The sequence below is a fragment of the Xanthomonas sp. LMG 12461 genome (genome assembly GCF_009192935.1).
Classification (GTDB): Bacteria; Pseudomonadota; Gammaproteobacteria; order Xanthomonadales; family Xanthomonadaceae; genus Xanthomonas_A; species Xanthomonas_A sontii.
In genome coordinates, this window is sequence record NZ_NQYT01000018.1 from 60,419 (window position 1) to 81,614 (window position 21,196).

23 protein-coding genes and 2 pseudogenes are annotated in these 21,196 nt (G+C 68.6%); 7 read left to right on the forward strand and 18 right to left on the reverse strand.

All coding sequences use genetic code 11. The features are described 5' to 3' along the window. Nucleotides 1–44: 44 nt before the first annotated feature. From CEK68_RS05050 to CEK68_RS05075, 6 genes are read right to left on the reverse strand one after another with little or no spacing between them, the layout of a single operon-like run. Nucleotides 45–500 (reverse strand): hypothetical protein, encoded by a 456-nt coding sequence (locus tag CEK68_RS05050; RefSeq protein WP_017913022.1) that lies wholly within the window; start codon nucleotides 498–500, stop codon nucleotides 45–47. Beyond that, complete coding sequence (locus tag CEK68_RS05055) at nucleotides 497–697, reverse strand: PspC domain-containing protein (RefSeq protein ID WP_026144177.1); 201 nt, start codon at nucleotides 695–697, stop codon at nucleotides 497–499. The genes CEK68_RS05050 and CEK68_RS05055 overlap by 4 nt, the downstream gene beginning before the upstream one ends. Nucleotides 698–725: 28 nt before the next feature. Next, nucleotides 726–1,100: a DUF5329 family protein gene (locus tag CEK68_RS05060; protein WP_148828215.1), complete on the reverse strand. Its 375-nt coding sequence runs from the start codon at nucleotides 1,098–1,100 to the stop codon at nucleotides 726–728. Between the two features lie 52 nt (nucleotides 1,101–1,152). After that, the gene (locus tag CEK68_RS05065; protein ID WP_152238732.1) at nucleotides 1,153–2,229 is read right to left on the reverse strand and encodes a class III poly(R)-hydroxyalkanoic acid synthase subunit PhaC; all 1,077 of its coding nucleotides are present in this window, start codon (nucleotides 2,227–2,229) and stop codon (nucleotides 1,153–1,155) included. After that, nucleotides 2,226–3,341 (reverse strand): class III poly(R)-hydroxyalkanoic acid synthase subunit PhaE, encoded by a 1,116-nt coding sequence (phaE, locus tag CEK68_RS05070; RefSeq protein WP_152238733.1) that lies wholly within the window; start codon nucleotides 3,339–3,341, stop codon nucleotides 2,226–2,228. The genes CEK68_RS05065 and phaE overlap by 4 nt, the downstream gene beginning before the upstream one ends. 45 nt (nucleotides 3,342–3,386) lie before the next feature. After that, nucleotides 3,387–4,001, reverse strand: a complete 615-nt coding sequence (locus CEK68_RS05075) for a CDP-alcohol phosphatidyltransferase family protein (RefSeq protein ID WP_017909499.1) — start codon at nucleotides 3,999–4,001, stop codon at nucleotides 3,387–3,389. A 141-nt stretch (nucleotides 4,002–4,142) separates the two neighbouring features. Between CEK68_RS05075 and CEK68_RS05080 the strand changes: the two genes are divergently transcribed. Next, nucleotides 4,143–4,901 (forward strand): 3-hydroxybutyrate dehydrogenase, encoded by a 759-nt coding sequence (locus CEK68_RS05080; protein WP_017913018.1) that lies wholly within the window; start codon nucleotides 4,143–4,145, stop codon nucleotides 4,899–4,901. Between the two features lie 543 nt (nucleotides 4,902–5,444). On the opposite strand, the pseudogene CEK68_RS05085 reads toward CEK68_RS05080, so the two are convergent. The 5 genes and pseudogenes from CEK68_RS05085 to CEK68_RS05110 all read right to left on the reverse strand — a co-directional run. Next, nucleotides 5,445–5,558: pseudogene (locus tag CEK68_RS05085) on the reverse strand (7,8-dihydro-8-oxoguanine triphosphatase); the annotation flags it as partial. Between the two features lie 182 nt (nucleotides 5,559–5,740). Next, nucleotides 5,741–5,857: pseudogene (locus tag CEK68_RS05090) on the reverse strand (7,8-dihydro-8-oxoguanine triphosphatase); the annotation flags it as partial. A gap of 462 nt (nucleotides 5,858–6,319) precedes the next feature. Next, nucleotides 6,320–6,808, reverse strand: coding sequence for an 8-oxo-dGTP diphosphatase (locus CEK68_RS05100; RefSeq protein ID WP_017909497.1), 489 nt, complete (start codon nucleotides 6,806–6,808; stop codon nucleotides 6,320–6,322). A gap of 69 nt (nucleotides 6,809–6,877) precedes the next feature. After that, a complete protein-coding gene (locus CEK68_RS05105) occupies nucleotides 6,878–7,384 on the reverse strand; it encodes a DUF1249 domain-containing protein (protein ID WP_043092077.1) in 507 nt (168 codons plus the stop codon). A gap of 155 nt (nucleotides 7,385–7,539) precedes the next feature. Next, nucleotides 7,540–8,361, reverse strand: a complete 822-nt coding sequence (locus tag CEK68_RS05110) for a pyruvate, water dikinase regulatory protein (protein ID WP_010342958.1) — start codon at nucleotides 8,359–8,361, stop codon at nucleotides 7,540–7,542. A 145-nt stretch (nucleotides 8,362–8,506) separates the two neighbouring features. On the opposite strand from CEK68_RS05110, the gene ppsA reads away from it, so the two are divergent. After that, entirely contained in the window at nucleotides 8,507–10,882 is a 2,376-nt protein-coding gene (gene ppsA / locus CEK68_RS05115) for a phosphoenolpyruvate synthase (RefSeq protein ID WP_152238735.1), read from the forward strand. Nucleotides 10,883–10,887: 5 nt separating this feature from the next. Further along, nucleotides 10,888–11,838 (forward strand): mechanosensitive ion channel family protein, encoded by a 951-nt coding sequence (locus tag CEK68_RS05120; protein ID WP_152238756.1) that lies wholly within the window; start codon nucleotides 10,888–10,890, stop codon nucleotides 11,836–11,838. Between the two features lie 98 nt (nucleotides 11,839–11,936). Here CEK68_RS05120 and orn read toward each other — a convergent pair whose 3' ends face one another. The 3 genes from orn to mntR form a co-directional block, all read right to left on the reverse strand. After that, the gene (gene orn / locus CEK68_RS05125; RefSeq protein WP_043092079.1) at nucleotides 11,937–12,509 is read right to left on the reverse strand and encodes an oligoribonuclease; all 573 of its coding nucleotides are present in this window, start codon (nucleotides 12,507–12,509) and stop codon (nucleotides 11,937–11,939) included. A 100-nt stretch (nucleotides 12,510–12,609) separates the two neighbouring features. Further along, nucleotides 12,610–13,110: a tRNA adenosine(34) deaminase TadA gene (tadA, locus tag CEK68_RS05130; RefSeq protein WP_043092080.1), complete on the reverse strand. Its 501-nt coding sequence runs from the start codon at nucleotides 13,108–13,110 to the stop codon at nucleotides 12,610–12,612. After that, nucleotides 13,107–13,571: a manganese-binding transcriptional regulator MntR gene (gene mntR / locus CEK68_RS05135; RefSeq protein WP_026143893.1), complete on the reverse strand. Its 465-nt coding sequence runs from the start codon at nucleotides 13,569–13,571 to the stop codon at nucleotides 13,107–13,109. Before mntR ends, tadA begins: the two co-directional genes overlap by 4 nt. Before the next feature lie 147 nt (nucleotides 13,572–13,718). Here mntR and CEK68_RS05140 point away from each other — a divergent pair, with 147 nt between their 5' ends. Next, complete coding sequence (locus CEK68_RS05140) at nucleotides 13,719–15,068, forward strand: Nramp family divalent metal transporter (protein ID WP_152238736.1); 1,350 nt, start codon at nucleotides 13,719–13,721, stop codon at nucleotides 15,066–15,068. Between the two features lie 80 nt (nucleotides 15,069–15,148). Here CEK68_RS05140 and CEK68_RS05145 read toward each other — a convergent pair whose 3' ends face one another. The 3 genes from CEK68_RS05145 to CEK68_RS05155 all read right to left on the reverse strand — a co-directional run bounded on the left by CEK68_RS05145 (nucleotide 15,149) and on the right by CEK68_RS05155 (nucleotide 17,104). Beyond that, nucleotides 15,149–15,514: a nuclear transport factor 2 family protein gene (locus tag CEK68_RS05145; RefSeq protein WP_152238737.1), complete on the reverse strand. Its 366-nt coding sequence runs from the start codon at nucleotides 15,512–15,514 to the stop codon at nucleotides 15,149–15,151. Between the two features lie 225 nt (nucleotides 15,515–15,739). Beyond that, nucleotides 15,740–16,192, reverse strand: coding sequence for a VOC family protein (locus tag CEK68_RS05150; protein WP_152238738.1), 453 nt, complete (start codon nucleotides 16,190–16,192; stop codon nucleotides 15,740–15,742). 81 nt (nucleotides 16,193–16,273) lie between these two features. Next, nucleotides 16,274–17,104, reverse strand: a complete 831-nt coding sequence (locus CEK68_RS05155) for an AraC family transcriptional regulator (protein ID WP_152238739.1) — start codon at nucleotides 17,102–17,104, stop codon at nucleotides 16,274–16,276. Nucleotides 17,105–17,643: 539 nt separating this feature from the next. Here CEK68_RS05155 and CEK68_RS05160 point away from each other — a divergent pair. Then, on the forward strand, nucleotides 17,644–19,161 hold the full coding sequence (locus tag CEK68_RS05160; RefSeq protein ID WP_193314113.1) for an MASE1 domain-containing protein: 1,518 nt from the start codon (nucleotides 17,644–17,646) through the stop codon (nucleotides 19,159–19,161). On the opposite strand, the gene CEK68_RS05165 is transcribed toward CEK68_RS05160, so the two are convergent. Then, entirely contained in the window at nucleotides 19,145–19,564 is a 420-nt protein-coding gene (locus CEK68_RS05165; RefSeq protein WP_152238740.1) for a hypothetical protein, read from the reverse strand. The genes CEK68_RS05160 and CEK68_RS05165 overlap by 17 nt on opposite strands. Nucleotides 19,565–19,824: 260 nt before the next feature. Between CEK68_RS05165 and CEK68_RS05170 the strand changes: the two genes are divergently transcribed. Next, complete coding sequence (locus CEK68_RS05170) at nucleotides 19,825–20,268, forward strand: Rrf2 family transcriptional regulator (RefSeq protein ID WP_152238758.1); 444 nt, start codon at nucleotides 19,825–19,827, stop codon at nucleotides 20,266–20,268. 2 nt (nucleotides 20,269–20,270) lie between these two features. After that, nucleotides 20,271–21,179 (forward strand): NAD(P)/FAD-dependent oxidoreductase, encoded by a 909-nt coding sequence (locus CEK68_RS05175; protein WP_152238741.1) that lies wholly within the window; start codon nucleotides 20,271–20,273, stop codon nucleotides 21,177–21,179. Nucleotides 21,180–21,196: the final 17 nt, after the last annotated feature.

The following is a 21,196-nucleotide window of genomic DNA, read 5'->3' on the forward strand; positions in this document are numbered from 1 at the left end:
AACGTCGTGCATTGCGAAAGCAGCGGTTTGCGGACGCCACGCGCTCAACCCGTCCCCGGCCACCAACCCCGACCGTACAGCGCATAGCGATCGGCGGCGCGTTCCAATGGATTGCGCACGCTGACCCCGCCGCAGGCCAGGTACACCGGCAGGAACAGCGGCCCGAGCAGCATGTACTGCAGCACGTGCGCACGTTCGTGGTCGCCGAGCCGTACCGCAGGATGCCGGCAACGACCGGCAGCGTGTTCGTAGGTGGCGCAGGCCACGTCCAGATCGTCTGCGCTGAGCAGGATCACGTTGCCCAGCGTCATCGCCCCGCGTGGCCGCATCGGCACGCGTTCGAACACCAGCGCCAGTTCGCGCCGGCTGAAGCGCAGGCGGGCACCGAAGGCCAGCGCGATGGTCCCGACGAGCATGCCCAGGACAGTGTTCGGCGAGGTCCAGAGGACGCCGACGGCGATGCCGGCACGGCGCCAGACCCGCGACAGCGGCCGCGTCAATCGGCTTCGTTGGGAATCAGCAGCCACAGGATCAGATAGACCAGGATGCCGGGGAAGGCGGCCGAGACGATCGACCCGACCACGTACAGCACCCGCAGCAGGGTCGCATTCCAGCCGAAGCGGTGGGCGATCCCGCCCATCACGCCCGCGATCATGCGGTCGTTCAACGAGCGCGACAGCGAACGGGGTTGCGACATGGCAGCGGCTCCAGCGACGGCGGCCGGCTCACTCTACGCGCGCCGGCGCGGGCGCGGCGTGACGGCGCAATGCCGCCAATTGTTGCTCGAACCAGGCCGCCGCCTCCTGCTCCGGCCGGCCAGGACAAGCGACACGGTAGGCGCTTCCGCTGACGCTGCTGCGGCTGGCGCCGCGCGCGATGAACTGCTCGGCGCTGTCCACCAGGTCGCGCGAACGCAGTGCCGCATACTTGCGCTGCAGATGCGCCTCGGCCTCGCGACCGGAGTACCAGGTCCCGTTGCGTTGGAACCGGCACGGCGAGGACTGCAACGCCGCCAGCAGTCCGCGGATTTCACGGTCGGCCGCGGCCGCAGGCGCAGCGATGCCGCGCTCCACGCTCAGCCAGGCCAGCGCCACCGCCAAGACGACGCCAGCAAGACGCGCCCCTGGCGGCACGACGCGTCGCCGCTGGCGCTCAGTGCCCGCCATCGCGCTCGGCCAGCCACTGATGGAGCGCCGCCGGCACTTCGCGTTGGGCGCGGCCGGAGACGTAGATACCGATATGGCCGCCGCGGAAACTCAGTTCGGCGTAGTCGCGGCTGCCGACCACGCCGCGCAGCGCCCGCGACGCATCCGGCGGCACCAGGTGGTCCTGCTCGGCATAGACGTTGAGCACCGGCATGGTGACCCGACTCAGGTCCACCGTGTGCGCACCGATGCGCGCGCGCCCGTGCATCAGCGCGTTGTCCTGATAGAACTGCTTGACGAACTCGCGGAAGGTCTCGCCGGCCAGATCCGGCGAATCGAAGATCCATTTCTCCATGCGCAAGAAGTCCTCCAGCGCCCGCGGATCGTCGAGGATGTCGAGCAGGCCGACGTACTTCTGCAGGTTCAGGCGGAACGGCTTGAGCATCAGGTAGCTGACGTTCATCAGGTCCGCCGGCACGTTGCCCAGCGTGTCCACGAACAGGTCGACGTCGACCTGGCGCGCCCAGTTGGACAGCATGTTGTCCGGGGTGTGGAAATCCACCGGGGTGACCATGGTGACCAGGTTGCGCACCTTCTCCGGCTGCAAAGCCGCGTAGCACAGCGAGAACGTGCCGCCCTGACAGATGCCGAGCATGTTGACGGGGGCGCCGCCGCCGGCGGAACGCAGATGGTCCACCGCGCCGTCGATGTAGCGCAGCAGGTAGTCCTCCAGCGTCAGGTAGCACTCCGAGCGGTCCGGATAGCCCCAGTCCAGCACATAGACGTCCTCGCCCAGCGCCAGCAGGCCCTGCACCAGCGAGCGGTCGGCCTGCAGGTCGACCATGTACGGGCGGTTGACCAGGGCATAGACGATCAGCAGCGGCACCTTGGTGGTGGGCGGGCGTTCGCCGACGAAGCGGTACAGCACCACCTTGCCGTCGCGCCACACTTCCTGGCGCGCGGTGGCGCCGTAGTCCACCGTGTCCAGGCCCGGCAGCACGCGCAGGCCTTCGAGCAGCTTGCGCTGCAGCTCCAGGGTTTCCTGGACCAGATCGTCGCTGCTGAAACTCAGCGGTCCCTTCATGCGCGACTCCGGCGTGCCGCCGGCGTGGTCCCGGCCCGCCGCGGCTTGGCGGCGGGCGTGGCCTTCGCTGGCGTGGCGGCGTTGGATTTGGATTTGGGCGCGGCGGCTGCCGCCCGCACAGGGGCCGACTTGGCCGCGGTCTTCCGAGGGCTCTTCTGCGGCGCAGCCGGGGCCGGAGCAACCGGTGCAGGTCCGGCCGCGGCAGTCGCGCCCTGCCCTTCGCCGCGCTCCAGTCGTCGCAGCCGGCGTTCCAGGTCGGCGATGCGCCGATGCGCAGCATCCAGTTCGGTACGCGTGGGCAGGCCCACCTGCTCGCACACCTGCTCGGTCTCGCGCTGCAGCAGGGCGCGCAGGCGCATCTGCGCGTTCGCGACGTCGGCATAGACCTTGCGGAACTCCGGCGACAGCGCGGCCGCCGCATACGCTTCCTCGGCCGCGTCGATCCACAGATCGAACATCGCCCGCGCGTTGGTCAGTTGCCGGCCCGGATCCTCGTGCGCGCGCAGCTTCTCCTCGAACAGGCCGAAGGCGCGGTCGATGGCGCCCTGCAGCAGTCCCAGATAGGCCTGCAACTGCGCCTGATAGTCCTGCTGGGCCTTGGCCAGCGCCCGCCAGCGCGCCTGGTGGTTGCGCGCCGGGCCGAACCCGGGCATCTGCAACCATGGGCCACTGTCGCGTTGCAGGCCCTGCAGCCACTGCGCCGCCTGCTGCAGCCAGGGGTCGATCCCGGCCTGGCCGGCCCCGCGCACCGCACCCAGCAGCCACTGCAGCAACTGCTCGCGTTGACCCTGTACCTGTCGCTTCCAGGCGTCGGCGACGTCGGCACTGCTGGCGTCGCGACCGGCGAACTGCGCTGCCACCTGCTGCATCGCGCCGAGCCAGTCGCCGGCCTGCTGCTGGAACTGCGCCAGCGCGTCCTCGGCCTGCGGCGCGCTGCCGCGCGGCAGCCACTGGCTCCAGGCCGCAATCGCCTCGCGCCAGGAACCGGCGCCATCGCCAGCCGCGTGCGACGCGGGGGCCACTGCGCCCTGGCGCAATGCGGCGCTCCAGGCGTCCCAGTACTGCCGCGTCATCGCCTCGAAATCGCCGGCGCCACCGCCGCTAGCCTTCATCGCCACTCTCCAGACCTGGCCCGCGATGATAGCAACCCGCTGCGATCAGGGCTTGGGGATGCGTAGCGTCTTGCTGATCATCAGCGAGCCGGACAGCGCGAACAGCAGCGCCAGCGGGTGCAGCAGCCACGGTCCCAACCGCCACTCGCCCCACCACAAGGCGTCGCCGATATGGCCCAGGTGCGCGGCGATCGCCAGCACGATGACCAGGCCCAGGCTGCTCGGGATCGGCGTGCCCTCGAAGTACGGCACCTTGTCGCCGTCGCCGGCGATCTGCTCGGCGGTGACGTTGTAGCGGGCCAGGCGGCTGACCCCGCAGCAGACGAAGAAGCTCAGCACCAGCCAGTCCCAGCCGCCCTGCATGCCGCAGGCGTAGGCCAGCGCGGCCGGGGCCACGCCGAAGGAGATCACGTCGGCGAGCGAGTCCAGCTCGCGGCCCAGGGTCGAGGACGACTTGCGCCAGCGCGCCACCCGCCCGTCCAGCGCGTCGAACACGAATGCCAGCGGGATCAGCGCCATGCCGAACAGCAGGTCGCTGCGGCGGCCGTCCTGCAGGAAGCGCATCGCCGCGAACACCGCGCCGGTGCCGCAGAAGGCGTTGGCGAGGGTGAACCAGTCGGCCAGCTGGAACTCGCGCAGCATGGAGAAGTGGCGTTTCATCGGCATAACGTGGCGGATCCGGCGTGAGCGGCGAGCGACGGCACAGGGTAGCGTGGCGCCGCCGCACTGGCGAGCGGCCGCTGCCAGGCGTCACGGCGCGCTGCTACGCTGATCGCCCCCCACTCCGCGCAGGTACTCCCCATGCAGACCGTCCTGATCACCGGCGCCGCCAGCGGCATCGGCGCCGGCATCGCCCACGCACTGGCCGCCGACGGCCGCCACATCGTCGTCAGCGACCTCGACCTCGAGGCCGCCGAAACGGTCGCCGCGCAGGTGCGCCAGGCCGGCGGCTCGGCCGAGGCGGTGGCGCTGGACGTAGCCAGTGCGGACAGCATCGCCGCGGCGCTGGCGGCCGTCAGCCGGCCGGTGGACGTGCTGGTCAACAACGCCGGGCTGCAGCATGTGGCGCCGCTGCAGGAGTTCCCGATGGACAAGTGGAGCCTGCTGGTGGAGGTGATGCTGACCGGGGTCGCCCGGCTGACCCAGGCGGTGCTGCCGGGCATGCGCGAACGCGGCTTCGGCCGCATCGTCAACATCGGCAGCATCCACTCGCTGGTCGCCAGCCCGTACAAGAGCGCCTATGTCGCCGCCAAGCACGGCCTGGTCGGCTTCTCCAAGGTGATCGCACTGGAGACCGCCGACACCGACATCACCATCAACACGCTCTGCCCCAGCTACGTGAAAACGCCGCTGGTGGACAGGCAGATCGCCGACCAGGCGCGCACCCGCGGCATTTCCGAAGCCGACGTGATCGCCCAAGTGATGCTCAAGCCGATGCCCAAGGGCGTGTTCATCGCCTACGACGAACTGGCCGGCTGTGTGGCGTTCCTGGCCTCGCCGGCGGCGCGCAACATCACCGCGCAGACCATCGCCATCGACGGCGGCTGGACCGCGCAGTAGCGCTGCGGCAAGCGCGCACGTGCGCCTGCTGGATCGCGCGATCGACGCTGGTCAATTTTTCGCCATTGCGGCGGCGGCCGTTGCGGCACAACGCCACTGGCATCTTATCCACAGCGTTCGTGCGCTTTCATCCACACCGGCTGTGGAGAAGCGCGACCGGGACTGATGAAATTTTCGCCAACCGGCAGAATCGGGCAGCCATTTCAGCGACTTGGACCGCTTGCCCACAGGCTTGTGCAGCATCGATCCACAGCCACTGTGGACAAGACGGACGTGATGCCGCGCGAGTGTTCGACCGAGCGGCGCGCCGGCCCCTCGCCCATCCCCCGACGCGAAAGGCAGAGGCTGTTCCTTCTCCCGACGGGAGAAGGTGGCCCGAAGGGCCGGATGAGGGTACGGGCGAAGCCTGGCGCAACCAAACATCGCGAGACGCTTGGCGCCGCACCCTCGCCCCCCAAACTCCGCGAGTCGCTTTCGCGCCGTACCCTCACCCCAACCCCTCTCCCGATGGGAGAGGGGCTTGATGGCAGCGCGAGCGTGTCGGACCCGCGAGTCGCGCCAGTACTGCATGCGTCCGTCGCGATACGGAATGACCCCACGGAACGGGCGTGGGTCGCCGTCGAACACCAGCGGCAGGAATAGGCTGTTCCTTCTCCCGCCGGGAGAAGGTGGCCCGAAGGGCCGGATGAGGGTACGGGCGAAGCCTGGTGCAACCAAACTCCGCGCGGCGCTTGGCGCCGCACCCTCGCCCCAAACTCCTTGAGTCGCTTTCGCGCCGTACCCTCACCCCAACCCCTCTCCCGGTGGGAGAGGGGCTTGATGGCAGCGCGAGTGTGTCGGACACGCGAGTCGCGCCAGGACTGCATGCGTCCGTCGCGGTATGGCATGACCCCGTGGAACGGGCGTGGGTCGCCGTCGAACACCAGCGGGAAGAAGAGGCTGTTCCTTCTCCCGTCGGGAGAAGGTGGCCCGAAGGGCCGGATGAGGGTACGGGCGAAGCCTGGTGCAACCAAACTCCGCGCGGCGCTTGGCGCCGCACCCTCGCCCCAAACTCCTTGAGTCGCTTTCGCGCCGTACCCTCACCCCAACCCCTCTCCCGGTGGGAGAGGGGCTTTACGGCAGCGCGAGCGCGTCAGACCCGCGAGTAGCGCGAGGACTGCATGCGTCCGTCGCGGTATGGCATGACCCCGTGGAACGGGCGCAGGTCGCCGTCGAATACCAGCAGCAAGAAGAGGCTGCTCCTTCTCCCGTCGGGAGAAGGTGGCCCGAAGGGCCGGATGAGGGTACGGGCGGAGCCTGGTGCAACCAAACATCGCGAGACGCTTGGCGCCGCACCCTCGCCCCCCAAACTCCGCGAGTCGCTTTCGCGCCGTACCCTCACCCCAACCCCTCTCCCGATGGGAGAGGGGCTTAGCGCGTCAGACCCGCGAGTAGCGCCAGGACTGCATGCGTCCGTCGCGGTATGGCATGACCCCGTGGAACGGGCGCGGGTCGCCGTCGAACACCAGCGGCAGGAAATGGCGATCGCCCTCCCACAGCGGCAGCGTGTCCATCTGCGCGATCGGCACCCAGGCCAGCGTGCCCTCGGCGTTCTCGGCGAACGGCTCGCCCGCGTAGGCGTCGATCAGGAACACGAAGCCCAGCCAGTCCTCGCCGTGCTTGCCGAAGCCCGGCCAGCTGATGGTGCCGCGCAACTGCAGCGCCTCGCAGGTGATGCCGGCCTCTTCCAGGATCTCGCGGCGCATGCCGGCCAGGACGTCCTCGTCCGCCTCCACCTTGCCGCCCAGGCCGTTGTACTTGCCCAGGTGATGGTCGCCGGGCCGGGCATTGCGATGGACCAGCAGCACCTGGCTGCGGTCGGGCGAGAGCACGTAGCCCAAGGTGGCGACGATGGGGGTGTAAGGCATGCGACGAAGGCAGAGAACGACGGGCGCGCAGTATGCCGTAACCGTGCCGCCACTTCGTCTAGCCTGTGGCTAGACGGCGGGCGTCGCCGTGTCCTGCGCCGCGCGCGGCAACGGCGGCGCCGATCGCAGCGTGGCCACGCCGTGGCCGCGCTCGGCCAGGTATTCCAGCCATTTGCCGAGGAAGGTGTTCATGCGCATGCGGTGGCTGATCAGTTCCGCCGGCGGCGGGTACAGCCCCATCACGTCCTGCCAGCGGCGGCCGACATAGCAATGCGTGGTCTCGGCCTGGCGCGCGTCCAGGTACAGGCGCACGTAGGCCGACGGGTCCGGCTCGCCGGTCAGCGGGTCGCACAGATCGTAGGTCAGGCGCAGCTCGACGGTGTAGCGGTGACGCTCGATCACGTCCAGGCGCAGGTCCAGGCCGTCGCCGATGCTGGACACGTAGCTGCCGGCGGCCAGGTCGGCCGGCACGAACAGGCGGTTCAGGTGCAGATAGTTCTCGGCGTACAACCCCATCAGCCAGCCGAAACGGCTGAGCCGGGGGATGCGTTCGCTGCGGGTCATGGCGTGCTGCATGGACCGATCCTACACGCTGGATCGCGCCGGCGGCAGCATTGACGGATCGGCGCCAGCGGCCTACCGTGGAAATCCCTGCGAGGACGTGCGGAAATGCCGTCGCCGCCAGGAACGGCCCCGCCCGACCGGCGCGCGCTGGCCAGTCGTCCCCTCTCTCAGAACATCTCGCGCTGCAGTCCCAGCGTCGCCAGCACCTTGCTGGAGATTTCCTCGATCGAGGTATGCGTGGTGCTCAGGGTCGGAATCCGCTCCATGCGGAACATGGTTTCGGCCGCCGCCACTTCGCGCCGGCAGGTCTCGGCGTTGGAATAGCGCGAATTCGGCCGCCGCTCCTGGCGGATCTGCTGCAGCCGCTCCGGATCGATGGTCAGCCCGAACAGCTTGTTGCGATAGGCGCGCAGGCGCGGTGGCAGCCGATCGCTCTCCAGGTCCTCGTCGGTCAACGGATAGTTCGCCGCGCGCACGCCGTAATGCAGCGCCAGGTAGATGCAGGTCGGGGTCTTGCCCGCGCGCGACACCGCCACGAGGATCACATCGGCTTCGTCGTAGGTCAGCGCGATGCCGTCGTCGTGCGCGAGCGCGAAGTTCATCGCGTTGATGCGGCGGTGGTAGGTCTCGAAGTCGACCAGGCCGTGCGCCTGTCCCACCCGCGAGTGCCGCGGCGCGTTCAATTCGCGCTCCAGCGGCTCGATGAAGGGCGCGAACACGTCGAGCATCAGCGCCCCGCTCTCGGCCAGCAGCATGCTCAATTGCGGATCGACGCAGGAGTTGACCACGATCGGCCGGACCTGATAGCGCTCCCCTGCGGCATGGATCCGCTGCGCGGCGTCGCGGGCTTTTTCCGGATCGTCGACGAACGACATGCGGTCGGTGACGAAGCTGAAACCGCTGAACTGGGTGAGCAGGCTATGCCCAATGGTTTCAGCGGTGATACCGGTTCCATCGGACACGTAGAACACCGGTCTGATCGTCGACATTGCCTGCATTCTCCTGGCTGAAACCCAACGGATGCGCCCGCTTCGCTTGTGCCGGCTCGGGTGCGCACTGCATCATATCGGCTTCTTCCCTCACGGACGCGGCCATTCAGCCCGCCTCGGGCGATGGCCTAACGGAGCATCGCGCTTGAACGAGAACATCCTGTGGTTGCATGAGCTGCGCCTGGCCGACCTGGCTCGCGTCGGTGGCAAGAATTCCTCCCTTGGCGAAATGATCGGCAACCTGGCGGGGCTCGGCGTTTCGGTGCCCGGCGGCTTCGCCACCACGGCCGAAGCGTTCAAGGCCTTCGTCGCCCACAACGATCTGTACCAGCGCATCTTCGACAAGCTGGCCACGCTGGACGTGGAAGACGTGGGCGCGCTGACCGCCGCCGGCAAGGAAATCCGCGGCTGGGTGATCGACGCGCCTCTGCAGCCGGAGTTGGACCAGGCGATCCGCGACGCCTACGCGCAACTGTGCAACGAGAACGGTGGCGGCGACATCGCGGTCGCGGTGCGCTCCTCGGCCACCGCCGAAGACCTGCCCGACGCCAGCTTCGCCGGCCAGCAGGAGACCTTCCTCAACGTGACCGGCGCCGACGACGTGGTGCACAAGGTCAAGGAAGTCTTCGCCAGCCTCTACAACGACCGCGCCATCGCCTACCGCGTGCACCACGGCTTCAAGCACGAGGACGTGTTCCTCTCGGCCGGTGTGCAGCTGATGGTGCGCTCCGGCGTCGGCGCCTCCGGCGTGCTGTTCACCCTGGACACCGAGTCCGGTTTCCGCGACGTGGTGTTCGTTACCTCGAGCTTCGGCCTGGGCGAAATGGTCGTGCAGGGCGCGGTCAATCCCGACGAGTTCTACGTCTACAAGCCCACCCTCAAGGCCGGCAAGCCGGCGATCCTGCGCCGCTCGCTGGGCAGCAAGCTGATCCGCATGGTGTATTCGGACGTGCCGGGCGAGCGCGTGCGCATCGAGGACACCCCGGCCGAACTGCGCAACACCTTCTCGATCAACGACGAGGACGTGCAGGAACTGGCCAAGCAGGCGCTGGTAATCGAGCAGCACTACCAGCGGCCGATGGACATCGAGTGGGCGAAGGACGGCGTCAGCGGCAAGCTGTTCATCGTGCAGGCGCGCCCGGAGACGGTGAAATCGCGCGGCCACGCCACCCAGATCGAACGCTTCGCGCTGCAGCAGCGCGGCGAGGTGATCGCCGAAGGCCGCGCCATCGGCCAGAAGATCGGCGCCGGCGTCGCCCGCGTGGTGCGCAGCCTGGAGGACATGAACCGGGTGCAGCCCGGCGACGTGCTGGTCGCGGACATGACCGATCCCGATTGGGAGCCGGTGATGAAGCGCGCCTCGGCGATCGTCACCAACCGCGGCGGCCGCACCTGCCACGCGGCGATCATCGCCCGCGAGCTGGGCGTGCCGGCGGTGGTCGGTACCGGCAACGCGATGGAACTGGTCGAGGACGGCAAGGAAGTGACGGTGAGCTGCGCCGAAGGCGACACCGGCTACATCTATGGCGAGCGCCTGCCGTTCGAGCGCACCACCACGGACCTGGGCAACATGCCGCCGGCGCCGCTGAAGATCATGATGAACGTGGCCAACCCGGAGCGCGCGTTCGACTTCGGCCAGTTGCCCAACGCCGGCATCGGCCTGGCGCGCCTGGAGATGATCATCGCCGCGCACATCGGCATCCATCCCAACGCGCTGCTGGAATACGCCAAGCAGGACGCGGCGACCAAGAAGAAGATCGACGAGAAGGTCGCCGGCTACGCCGACCCGGTGAGCTTCTACGTCAATCGCCTGGCCGAAGGCATCGCCACGCTGACCGCGTCCGTGGCGCCGCACCCGGTGATCGTGCGCCTGTCGGACTTCAAGTCCAACGAGTACGCCAACCTGATCGGCGGCAGCAACTACGAACCGCACGAAGAGAACCCGATGATCGGCTTCCGCGGCGCCAGCCGCTACGTCGATCCGAGCTTCGCCGCCGCGTTCGCGCTGGAATGCAAGGCGGTGCTCAAGGTCCGCAACGAGATGGGCCTGGACAACATGTGGGTCATGATCCCGTTCGTGCGCACCCTCGAGGAAGGCCGCAAGGTCGTCGAGGTGCTGGCCAGCAACGGCCTGCGCCAGGGCGAGAACGGCCTGAAGATCATCATGATGTGCGAGGTGCCGTCGAACGCGCTGTTGGCCGAGGAATTCCTGGAGATCTTCGACGGCTTCTCGATCGGCTCCAACGATCTCACCCAGCTCACCCTGGGCCTGGACCGCGACTCCTCGATCGTGGCGCACCTGTTCGACGAGCGCAATCCGGCGGTCAAGAAGATGCTGTCGATGGCGATCAAGGCCGCGCGCGCCAAGGGCAAGTACGTGGGCATCTGCGGCCAGGGTCCTTCGGATCACCCCGACCTGGCCGAGTGGCTGATGCAGGAAGGCATCGAATCGGTCTCGTTGAACCCCGACACCGTGGTCGACACCTGGCTGCGCCTGGCCAAGCTGAAGAGCAAGGGGTGATGCCGATGCAGTCGTGGCTGACGGCACTGACGGCGGCCACGACCGCTGCGCCGGCGACGCGGGCGGCGCGCCCGTTCGACTGGCGGACGCTGGACTGGGCGCAATACGCGCTCAACTGGGGCGTGGCGATCCTGATCCTGGTGGTCGGGATGTGGGTCGCCAAGCGCCTGAGCGAATGGCTGCGCAGCGCCCTGCTGCGCGCACGGGTGGAAGCCACGCTCAGCAATTTCCTGCGCAACGTCGCCTATGCGTTGATGCTGGTGCTGGTGCTGGTCACCGCGCTGCAGAAGATCGGCGTGCCGCCGACCTCGCTGTTCGCCGTGCTCGGCGCCGCCGGCCTGGCGGTGGGCCTGGCGCTGAAGGATTCGCTGTCCAACATCGCCTCCGGGGTCATGCTGATCGTGCTGCGGCCGATGCGCGACGGCGACCACGTGGTGGTGGCCGGCCAGGAAGGCGTGGTCGACGAGATCCGGATCTTCCAGACCCGCATCCGTACCTTCGACGAGCGCATGGTGACCCTGCCCAACAGCACCATCACCACCGCGCCGATCGTCAACTACAGCACCCTGCCCAACCGGCGCCTGGAGATCACCGTCGGCGTCGGCTACGGCGACGACCTGAAGAAGGCGCAGGAGCTGTTGCTGAAGATCGCCCAGGACAATCCGAACATCCTGAAGACGCCCGCCCCGTTCGTGCAGGTCACCAACCTGGGCGAGAGCACGGTGGACCTGATGCTGTTCGGCTACGCCAAGAACAGCGATTTCGGCGCGGCCAAGAGCAGCACGCTGGAGCAGATCCGCAACCAGTTGCTGGAGAACGGGCTGAGCATTCCGTATCCGCAGCGCGACCTGCACGTGTACCACCACGATGCCGACGGCCGCCCGATCGCCGAGCTGCTGACCAAGGGCGTCACCGACGACGGCGAGACCAAGCCGGGCCCGCCGCTGGCGCGCTGAGCGGCGGCGTCAGCGCCTGCATTCCCTGCGCGACTGTATCCGCCCGACGATCGTCGGGCGATCTATCGCATGCTCTCTGACAGCGTCCTGATCGCGGATCAGCCCTCGCCCTGCCCGCCCAGCCTGCCCATGAACGGACGGTAGTAACGCAGTTCGTCGATGGAATCGTGCACGTCGCTGAGCGCGGTGTGCGAGGAGGTCTTGGTCAGGCCGGCCGACACCGTCGGCGCCCAGCGCCGCGCCAGTTCCTTCAGCGTCGACACGTCCAGGTTGCGGTAGTGGAAGAAGCGCTCCAGCCGCGGCATCTGCCGGTGCAGGAAACGCCGGTCCTGGCAGATCGAGTTGCCGCACATCGGCGAAGTGCCGGGCTTGCACCACTGGGTCAGGAACGCCATGGTCTCGGCCTCGGCCTGGGCCAGCGTGACCCGGCTGTCGAGCACGCGCTGCCACAGGCCGGAGTGGCGGTGCTGGTTGCGGTTCCACTCGTCCATCGCCTCCAGCGTCTGCAGCGGATGGGCGATGGCGAACTCCGGGCCCTCGGCCAGCACGTTGAGTTGCGCGTCGGTCACCACCGTGGCGATTTCGATGATCGAATCGCGATCGGTATCCAAGCCGGTCATTTCCAGATCGATCCAGATCAGCCGATCGTTCGCCACGTGCGCTTGCGCCATATCACCGTCCCGTCGTTCGCGGCGGCGAGGCCGGCGCGGAAGTGTCGTATCAGGCTTCAATGATACCGCGCGGCCTGCGCGACCGGCAGGGGCCGGCCGCTCACGCGCCCAGCGGCGGCTTGCCGCGCTTGGCGCGGAAATAGTTGGTCAGGCGCGTGCTCGCCTCCGCCGCCAGCACCCCGCCGCGGACCTGCACGCGGTGGTTGTGGCGCGGATCGGCGAGCAGGTCGAACACGCTGCCGCAGGCGCCGGTCTTGGGATCGGTGGCGGCATAGACCAGTTCCGCCACCCGCGCATGCACCACCGCCATCGCGCACATCGCGCACGGCTCCAGGGTCACGTACAGGCGGCTGCCGACCAGGCGGTGATTGCCGATCCGGCGGCCGGCCTGGCGCAGCGCGACGATCTCGGCGTGCGCGCTGGGGTCGTGTTCGGCGATGTTGAGGTTCCAGCCCTCGCCCAGCACCTCGTCCTCGGCCGAGACCAGCACCGCGCCGACCGGAATCTCGTCGAACTCGCGCTCGGCGCGTTCGGCCAGGGCCAGCGCATGGCGCATCCAATGTACGTCGCGCGCCCGTTGCGCGTCGTCGCCGACGCTCATCGCGACGCGCCGTGCTTGCGCACGAACTCGGCGAAGACCGCCAGCGTCGCTTCGCTGACGTGATGCTCGATGCCCTCGGCATCGCGGCGCGCGGTGTCGGCATCGATGCCCAGGGCCAGCAGGAATTGCTCCACGGTCTGGTGGCGCTGCCGGCTGGCCGCGGCCAGCGCCTCGCCCTCGGCGGTCAGGAACACGCCGCGGTAGGGCCGCTGCACCACCCAACCGCCCTTGACCAGGCGCTTGAGCATCTTGGCCACGGTCGGCTGGGCCACGCCCAGGCGCGCGGCGATATCCACCTGCCGCGCTTCGCCACCGTCGGCGAGCAGGTCGGAAATCAACTCCACGTAGTCCTCGATCAGCTCCAGGCGGTGCGCCTCGCGCACCTGGCGGAAGCTTTCGACCTGCACTTCGGCGTCGAGCAGCACCGCCGGCGGCGCCATCGACTTCCCGCTTTTCTGCATCGCAACGCCCTTGTCCTGTGCCGGCGCCCGCCGGCCACCCGCCTATTCTGGCCGAATCCGGGCTATCGCAGCGATCTGAATTGCCAATGCTAATCCATATAGCACCTGCTATATACTCGTTCGCACCCCGCCCCACGTGTCATTGCCATGGCCGCCCCCCTGCCCCTGCCGAGTTCCGCTGCCGCGCACGCCAGCCGTGGCGAGGCGCGTCCCAGCCTGGGCGCGATGCATGCCAGCGTGGCCGTGCCGCGCAGCGGCCTGGGCTGGCGCCGCTTCCTGGCCTTCCTCGGGCCCGGCTACATGGTCTCGGTCGGCTACATGGATCCGGGCAACTGGGCGACCGACATCGCCGGCGGTTCGCACTTCGGCTACCTGCTGCTGTCGGTGATCCTGCTCTCCAACCTGATGGCGATCGTGCTGCAGGGCCTGGCCGCGCGCCTGGGCATCGCCACCGGGCTGGATCTGGCCCAGGCCTGCCGTGCGCACTACTCCAAGCCGGTGAACTTCCTGTTGTGGCTGGCCTGCGAAGCGGCCATCGTCGCCTGCGACCTGGCCGAAGTGATCGGCACGGCGATCGCGCTGAAGCTGCTGTTCGGCATCCCGCTCACCGCTGGCGCGATCATCACCTCGATCGACGCGCTGCTGGTGCTGTTGCTGATGCGCCGCGGCTTCCGCGCGCTGGAGGCGTTCGTGATCGCCCTGCTGACGGTGATCTTCGCCTGCTTCCTGGTGCAGATCGTGCTGGCCGCGCCGCCGCTGCGCGAGGTGCTGTCAGGCTTCATCCCGCGTGCGCAGATGGTGACCGATCCGGCCGCGCTGTACCTGGCGATCGGCATCATCGGCGCGACGGTGATGCCGCACAACCTGTACCTGCATTCCTCGATCGTGCAGACCCGCGCCTACGAGCGCACCGACCAGGGCCGCCGCTCGGCGCTGCGCTGGGCGCTGGCCGACAGCACCATCGCGCTGAGCCTGGCGCTGTTCGTCAACGCCGCGATCCTGATCCTGGCCGCCGCGGTGTTCCATGCGCACGGCCGCACCGACGTGCAGGAGATCGAACAGGCCCACGAACTGCTCGCGCCGATGCTCGGCGTCGGCCTGGCCTCCACCCTGTTCGCGGTGGCGCTGCTGGCCTCCGGCATCAATTCCACCGTCACCGCCACCCTGGCCGGGCAGATCGTGATGGAAGGCTTTTTGCACCTGCGGCTGCCGCCGTGGGCGCGGCGCCTGCTGACCCGAGGTCTGGCGATCGTGCCGGTGGTCGCGGTGACCTCGCTGTACGGCGAACAGGGCACCGCCAAGCTGCTGGTGCTGAGCCAGGTGGTGCTGTCGATGCAGTTGCCGTTCGCGGTGATCCCGCTGGTGCGCTTCGTCACCGACAAGCAGCGGATGGGACCACTGGTGGTGCGTCGCGGCCTGGCCTGGCTGGCCTGGACGATCGCCGCGTTGATCGTGGTGCTGAATCTGAAGCTGCTGACGGACACCTTGCTGCACTGAGCGATCCCGCCGCCGACGCCGTGCGCAGACGCGGACAGCATGGCCGCGCTGCGAACGGACGTCCGAGCACATGCGCGTCGCTACCTGTCCTGGGCTGCAGCCAGCGGCACTACGTACGCCTCCAGTTCCGCCATCCGCCCATCGCGAAATCGCCAGACGTCGCAGTAGGAGAACCGCGACGTCCCGGCGTCGCCAGTCTCGAGCGTGATCTGGCCGAGGGCCACGACGTGGCCGTCGCCGATGATGTACTTGAGAACGTCGAACTGCGGCGGCTGCCGGTAGACCTCGGCCATCCACTCCCTGACCGCCTGCTTGCCCCGCAATGTGCGCTCGCCGATGAAGTGCCAGGTCGTATCTTCGGTGCAATGGGCGAGAAAGCCTTCGTAATCGCCTGCGGCGATGGCGACGTTCGCGGCCTGCAGGACGTGCTGGTTAGCCTCGGTCATCGGATGGTCTCCTCTGGCTGGGAACGGTCGAGATGGCGCCAACCTAGCGTCGCCCGTGTCGCACCTGCGTACACGCCTCAGCGGCTCGCCGCGCGAGCGACCGGCGACGCACGCAAGCGTTGCAACGACCCGATACAGAAGTCTCGTGCATCGGCAGTGACGGCGAAACCGGAGTTCCTGCCGGTACGCACCGGCATGCACGGGCGCTGACGATCTCGCGCCCTCTCAGGTTGTCGTTGCTTTCGCGAACAGCGCCGTATAACGCCGCTGCATTTCCTCCGGCGTCACCGACTCGATCGCATGGCCGATCAGCCAGCGGTGGCCGAAGGGATCGCGCACGGTGCCGGAGCGTTCACCGTAGAAGTGGTCCTGCATACCGCGCTCGAGCGTGGCGCCGGCGCCGAGCGCGCGGGCGACCAACGCGTCGGCATCGTCCACGTGCAGGTGCAGCGTGACCGGCGTGGCGCCAAGGTGTTCGGGGCTGCGTACGCCCATGTCCGGATACTCCTCCGACAGCATCAGGATGTGGCCATCGAGATCCACCTCGGCATGACCGATACGTCCATCGGGCTCGGTAAGGCGGAACAGTTCGCGCGCACCGAACGCGCGGGCGTAGAACGCCATCGCGGCGGCGGCGTCGCGCACGCACAGATAGGCATACAGTTCGTGGATCGCCATGGCATGTCCTCGTGTGGGCCAGGCGCCCATTGTGGAACCCTGCGTGCGCCGCGTCTTGCAGGAAATTGACCTGCGCCGCGATCAGCGCGGCACATGCCGGGGGGCGGCGGGATCGGCCGCCCGACGCCAGGCGGACGGAGTGACACCGGCCACGCTGCGGAAGGTGTTGGTCAGGTGCGCCTGGTCGGCGAAGCCGCTGGCGGCGGCAATGTCGGCCCAGCCCAGCGAGCGGTCGCACGCCAGGTCCAGCGCGTGCGAGAAGCGTTGCAGCCGCAGCCAGGCGTTCGGTGCCAGACCGGTCGCCTGCCGGAACATGGCGATGCAATGCCGATGGCTGAGTCCGCTGGCGCGCACCAGGGTCTCCACGCGCAAGTCCGGATGCCAGCCACCGGAACGCAGCACGCACAGCGCCGGATGCCGCACGGGCGGGCGGCCGCCGGCGCGGTCGACCAGCCACCGTTCGAAGGCAGCCAGGCGCGCCGACGCCTCGGCGCATGCATGCAACCGCTCCAGCAGCGCATCGACCTCGCCGGCAGGCAGCAGCAGTTCCAGCGGCGTGTGATGCCCGGCCAAGGCGGATTCGGGCACACCGAGCAACACGCTGGTGGCGCCTGGACGCAACATCGCACCGACCGAGACCGCAGGCTGCGTGACATCGCGCACGTGATACGCCGTGCGTACCCCACCCACCACCGCGTGGCCGAGGCAATGGCCGCACAGGTCGTCCGCGTGGTCGAACACCCGCAACGGTGCACCGCCGATCCGCACGGCGAGATGCGTGGCACCGGTCGGCAGCACGTGCTCGCGCGCAGGCAGCCGCACGGCTGCCGACACCGGTGCGGGCTCGTGCGCCCATACCGCTGTCACCAGACCGCGCAATGCGGAAACGGGAGGTCGATGCATGGACGCCATGGCGCGATGCTACGCCTGTCACCGGCTCCGTCGGTAGTCCGCCCGACGACGCGATGATCGAACGCTGCCGCACAGGCTCGGCCGCACGTCGCCGGCATCAATCCGATTCGGTCACGCAGGAGTATCGGACGCCCTCGGAATGCCTCCGCGACGCACCTGCAGTGATCATGCCGCATCCGTTGTGGCAGGGCGTTTCAGGTTTGCTGGCGCACATCCTTGCCCTGCTGTCGCAGTCAATTTCGAGGAGCACGTGGCCATGCATCATCGCACCAGCCATGTTCGCGTGGCTCGACATCGAAGCGGTCGAAGACGTGCTGCCGCCTGCACGAGCGACGCGCAGCATCACGCAGACGAAACAGCGGCACGACTGCAAGCGCCCCCTTGCCGGCTCGCGAATCCGCGCGAAAGAACACCCGGCATTCGCCTGCATGCGTCGCGCACCTGCGACGTATCTCACACTGTCGTCGACACCGCCAACTGTCTACCCTCGCCGCCGATCCGGCTTATACAGTAGCCGCGACATACCACGGATGGCGGGAATGGCCGCGGCAAGAGATATCGCCAAAGGCGTTCTACTGAGCGCCACTTACTGCGCCGCCTTCCTGCTGGCCTGGCGGTGTTCCGTGGACCAGTGGTATCTGCCGGCCGGAGTGCGCGTCGCCAGCCTGCTGTTCCTGCCCGCACGGCGCTGGCCGTGGTTGCTGGCCGGCGATGCCGCCGCGCTGCTGACATTGCGCATTCCCATGAGCGAGACCTGGGGCGCGAGTGCCACCTGGGCATACCTGAGTCCGTTCCTGCTGATGCCCGCCGTGTCGCTGCTGCCGGTCCTGGCGCGTCAGCGGGTGCCTGACCTAGCACGCAACGATCACTGGCTGCTGCCGCTGACGCTGGCGACCGCGCTGTGGAGCACGCTCTGCAACATCGCGATCAACACCGCGCTGGGCGGCCCCGCCGGGCCGGCGCCGCTCGATGTGCTGCTGCGCTACTGGCTTGGCGACTACCTGGGCACCCTGATGTTCGTGCTGCCGGCGTTGCTGTGGCTGCGCCGCGACGAACCCACGCGACTGCAGGCCTCGCTGTTGCGCGAGGGGCTGGCGTCGATCGCCGTGGTCGTCGTGCTGTCGGCGTCGATCGCCGTGGCCGGCGACGCGCTGCTGCGACAGTTGCTGATGGTCCTGCTGGTGGTCCCGGCGATCGTACTGACGCTGCGCCATGGCTGGCGGGGCGCGGCGCTCGGCGTGGTCATGGCGAATGTTGCGGTGGCCCTGTCCATGCCCAAGGTCGTCGCACCTGGCATGCACGATGCCGATGCGTTCGTGGTGCAGATCCTGCTCGCCGCCACCGCCACGGTGATGTTCGCGTTCGGATCACGGATTTCCGCCGCCTATCGGCACATGCGCGACGACGGACGCCTGCGGGAACAGGCGCTGGCCTTCGCACAGGCCGGCTACCTCTCCGCCGAACGCACGCTGCGCCGACGGGTGGTCGACTACACCGACCTCAGCACCCAGATCAACAAGCTGCGTCGCGATGTGGTGGAGGATCTGCGCGCACGCGGACATTACGCCGCCGCCATGCAGATGACCCGCACCGGCGTGATCCAGGCGCAGTTGCTGGACGAATACGTCACCGCGCTCTACCCGCTCGGCATCGAGACGCACGGCCTGTACCACACGCTGCACTCGCCGACCTTCGCCAACCTGTGCGCCACGGAGTTCCGCTGCCGCCTGCATGGCGACCCGCGACGCCTCTCGCTGGGTCTGCAACTGGTGGCCTATCGCTGCATCCTCGACGCCATCGAGACCCTGCCCGTGGCCCACACGCATCTGCTGCGCGCACGGGTATGGCGTGCGCAAGGACGACAGGGCATCGCCATCCGCATCACCGCCGATGCGGCGATGCTGAGCGCGTTGCGGCGCCGTCCGGAAGCGCCCGAGCGGGAACTGGCGGTCCGCCTGCAGGCGCATGGCGGCACCTGCCGGCGCCGCCATGCGTTGAGCTTCAGCTTTCTGGTGTCCGAAAGCCCGGCCTCCGGCAGCCTCACTCCACCGCCGTGACCTCCCACGCGTCACCGCGTGCATCCGAGCGCAGGCGCACCACCACATCGGCCGTCCGGTAGATCACGCGCGACGGCATCGCAGGCGATGCCGTCAGCGAGACCCGCGCCACGTCACTGCCCATCGGCAGCACCCACAGGGTCTTGCCGATGCGGCCGACCGCGGCACGCACCACACCGCTGGCGTCGTTGATCTGCAGGTAGTTCACGCCATCGCGCGAGAACGCGTAGACGCGCCAGGCCGAATCCGTGGCCAGATTCAGCGCCTTGGGCACGCTTTCGCCGAGTCCCTTGCCCACCACCCCGTGCCCGCCAGAGGGACAGCAGGACTGTGCCTGCGCCTGAAAGGACAACGCCAGCCCCGCCGCCGCCATGATCGCCAAGCCCTTCGCCTTCGTCTTCATTCCATGTTCCTTTCCCATCCGGGGAATTCCGCCTGCATCTCAGGCTGGATCAAGGTACGTGGTCCGGGGCGTGAAGCGGTCGACAAACAGCGCCGCGGCCATGGCGCCCGACCAGGTCGTTACCTGTCCACGATGAACAAGCGCCCTGCCACCGACCCCAGCGCACCCGCAATCGCGGCGGATCCGGTTGCACGCGATCGACCACGCCGGAACGCAGGTCGTGCTTGACCCGCCACGCATTTCGAAACATCATTAGTTACATGAAACGCGACAGCCGCCTGTCCTCTGTCCTGCATGCCCTGCTGCACATGGCCGAGCACGATGGTCCCATGACCTCCGACGCCCTGGCCCAGTGCCTGGGCACCAACCCCGTCGTGGTCCGGCGCACGATGGGTTACCTGCGCGAAGCCGGCATCGTGACCTCGGACCGCGGGCACGCCGGCGGGTGGCGCATCCATGCCGACCTGGCCACGGTCACCCTGCGCCAGTTGCACGAGGCACTGGGCGAACCGGCCCTGTTCGCCATCGGCAATCGCCACGAAACCCCGGCGTGCCTGGTGGAGCAAGCGGTGAATGCCGCACTGGAAGGCACGTTCGCAGAAGCCGAGGCGTTGCTGTTGAAGCGGTTTTCGGAGATCACCCTTGCCGACCTGGCCGCCGACTTCGCGCGCCGGCACGCGGCGGCACGACGCACGAGGAACTGAGCATGCATTACGACACCATCGTCATCGGCGGCAGCTATGCGGGCATGGCCGCCGCCCTGCAATTGCTGCGGGCACGCCGCTCCGTGCTGGTGATCGATGCGGGCCAGCGCCGCAATCGCACGGCCCGCCATGCACATGGCTTCCTCGGCCAGGACGGCGTGCCGCCGGACGCCATCGCGGCGACCGCGCGCCAGCAGCTCGACGCCTATCCGACGCTGGCCTGGCTCGACGCCCATGCCCTGACCGCCACCGGCTCCCTGGACGCCTTCAGCGTGACCACCTCCGATGGCGGCACGCACCAAGGCAGTCGCATCCTGCTGGCCACCGGCGTCGCCGACCGGCTTCCGGCCGTCGACGGTCTTGCCGAACGCTGGGGCACTGCGGTCTTCCACTGCCCGTACTGCCACGGCTACGAGCTGGACCAGGGCCGCATCGGCATCGTCGGCGCCGGCCCGCTGTCCGCGCACCAGGCCGAACTGCTCACCGAATGGGGCAACGTGACCTTGCTCGTCAACGATGCGCTGCAACTGGACGACGCGGCCAGGGCCCGCCTGATCGACCGCAGCGTGGCGATCGAGGAGGCGCCCATCGACAGGATCGAGGGGCATGCCGACGTGGTCCTGGCCGACGGCCGGCGGCTGACCTTCGCCGGCCTGTTCACGGCCCCGCGCACCGTCCCGTCCGGCTCCCTCGCCGAAGCCATGGGCTGCCAGCTGGAAGAGACGCCGATGGGCCTCCAGGTCCGCATCGACGCCGAGCACAGGACCTCGGTGGCCGGCGTCTTCGCCTGCGGCGACCTGGCGAAAGCGCCGCATTCGCTGTCACTGGCCGTCGCCAGCGGCGCCATGGCAGGCTCGCAGGTTCACCGCTCGCTGGTATGGCCGGAGACCTTCGCCGCGCCGCCAGCATAAGCCTGCACGGGATGATG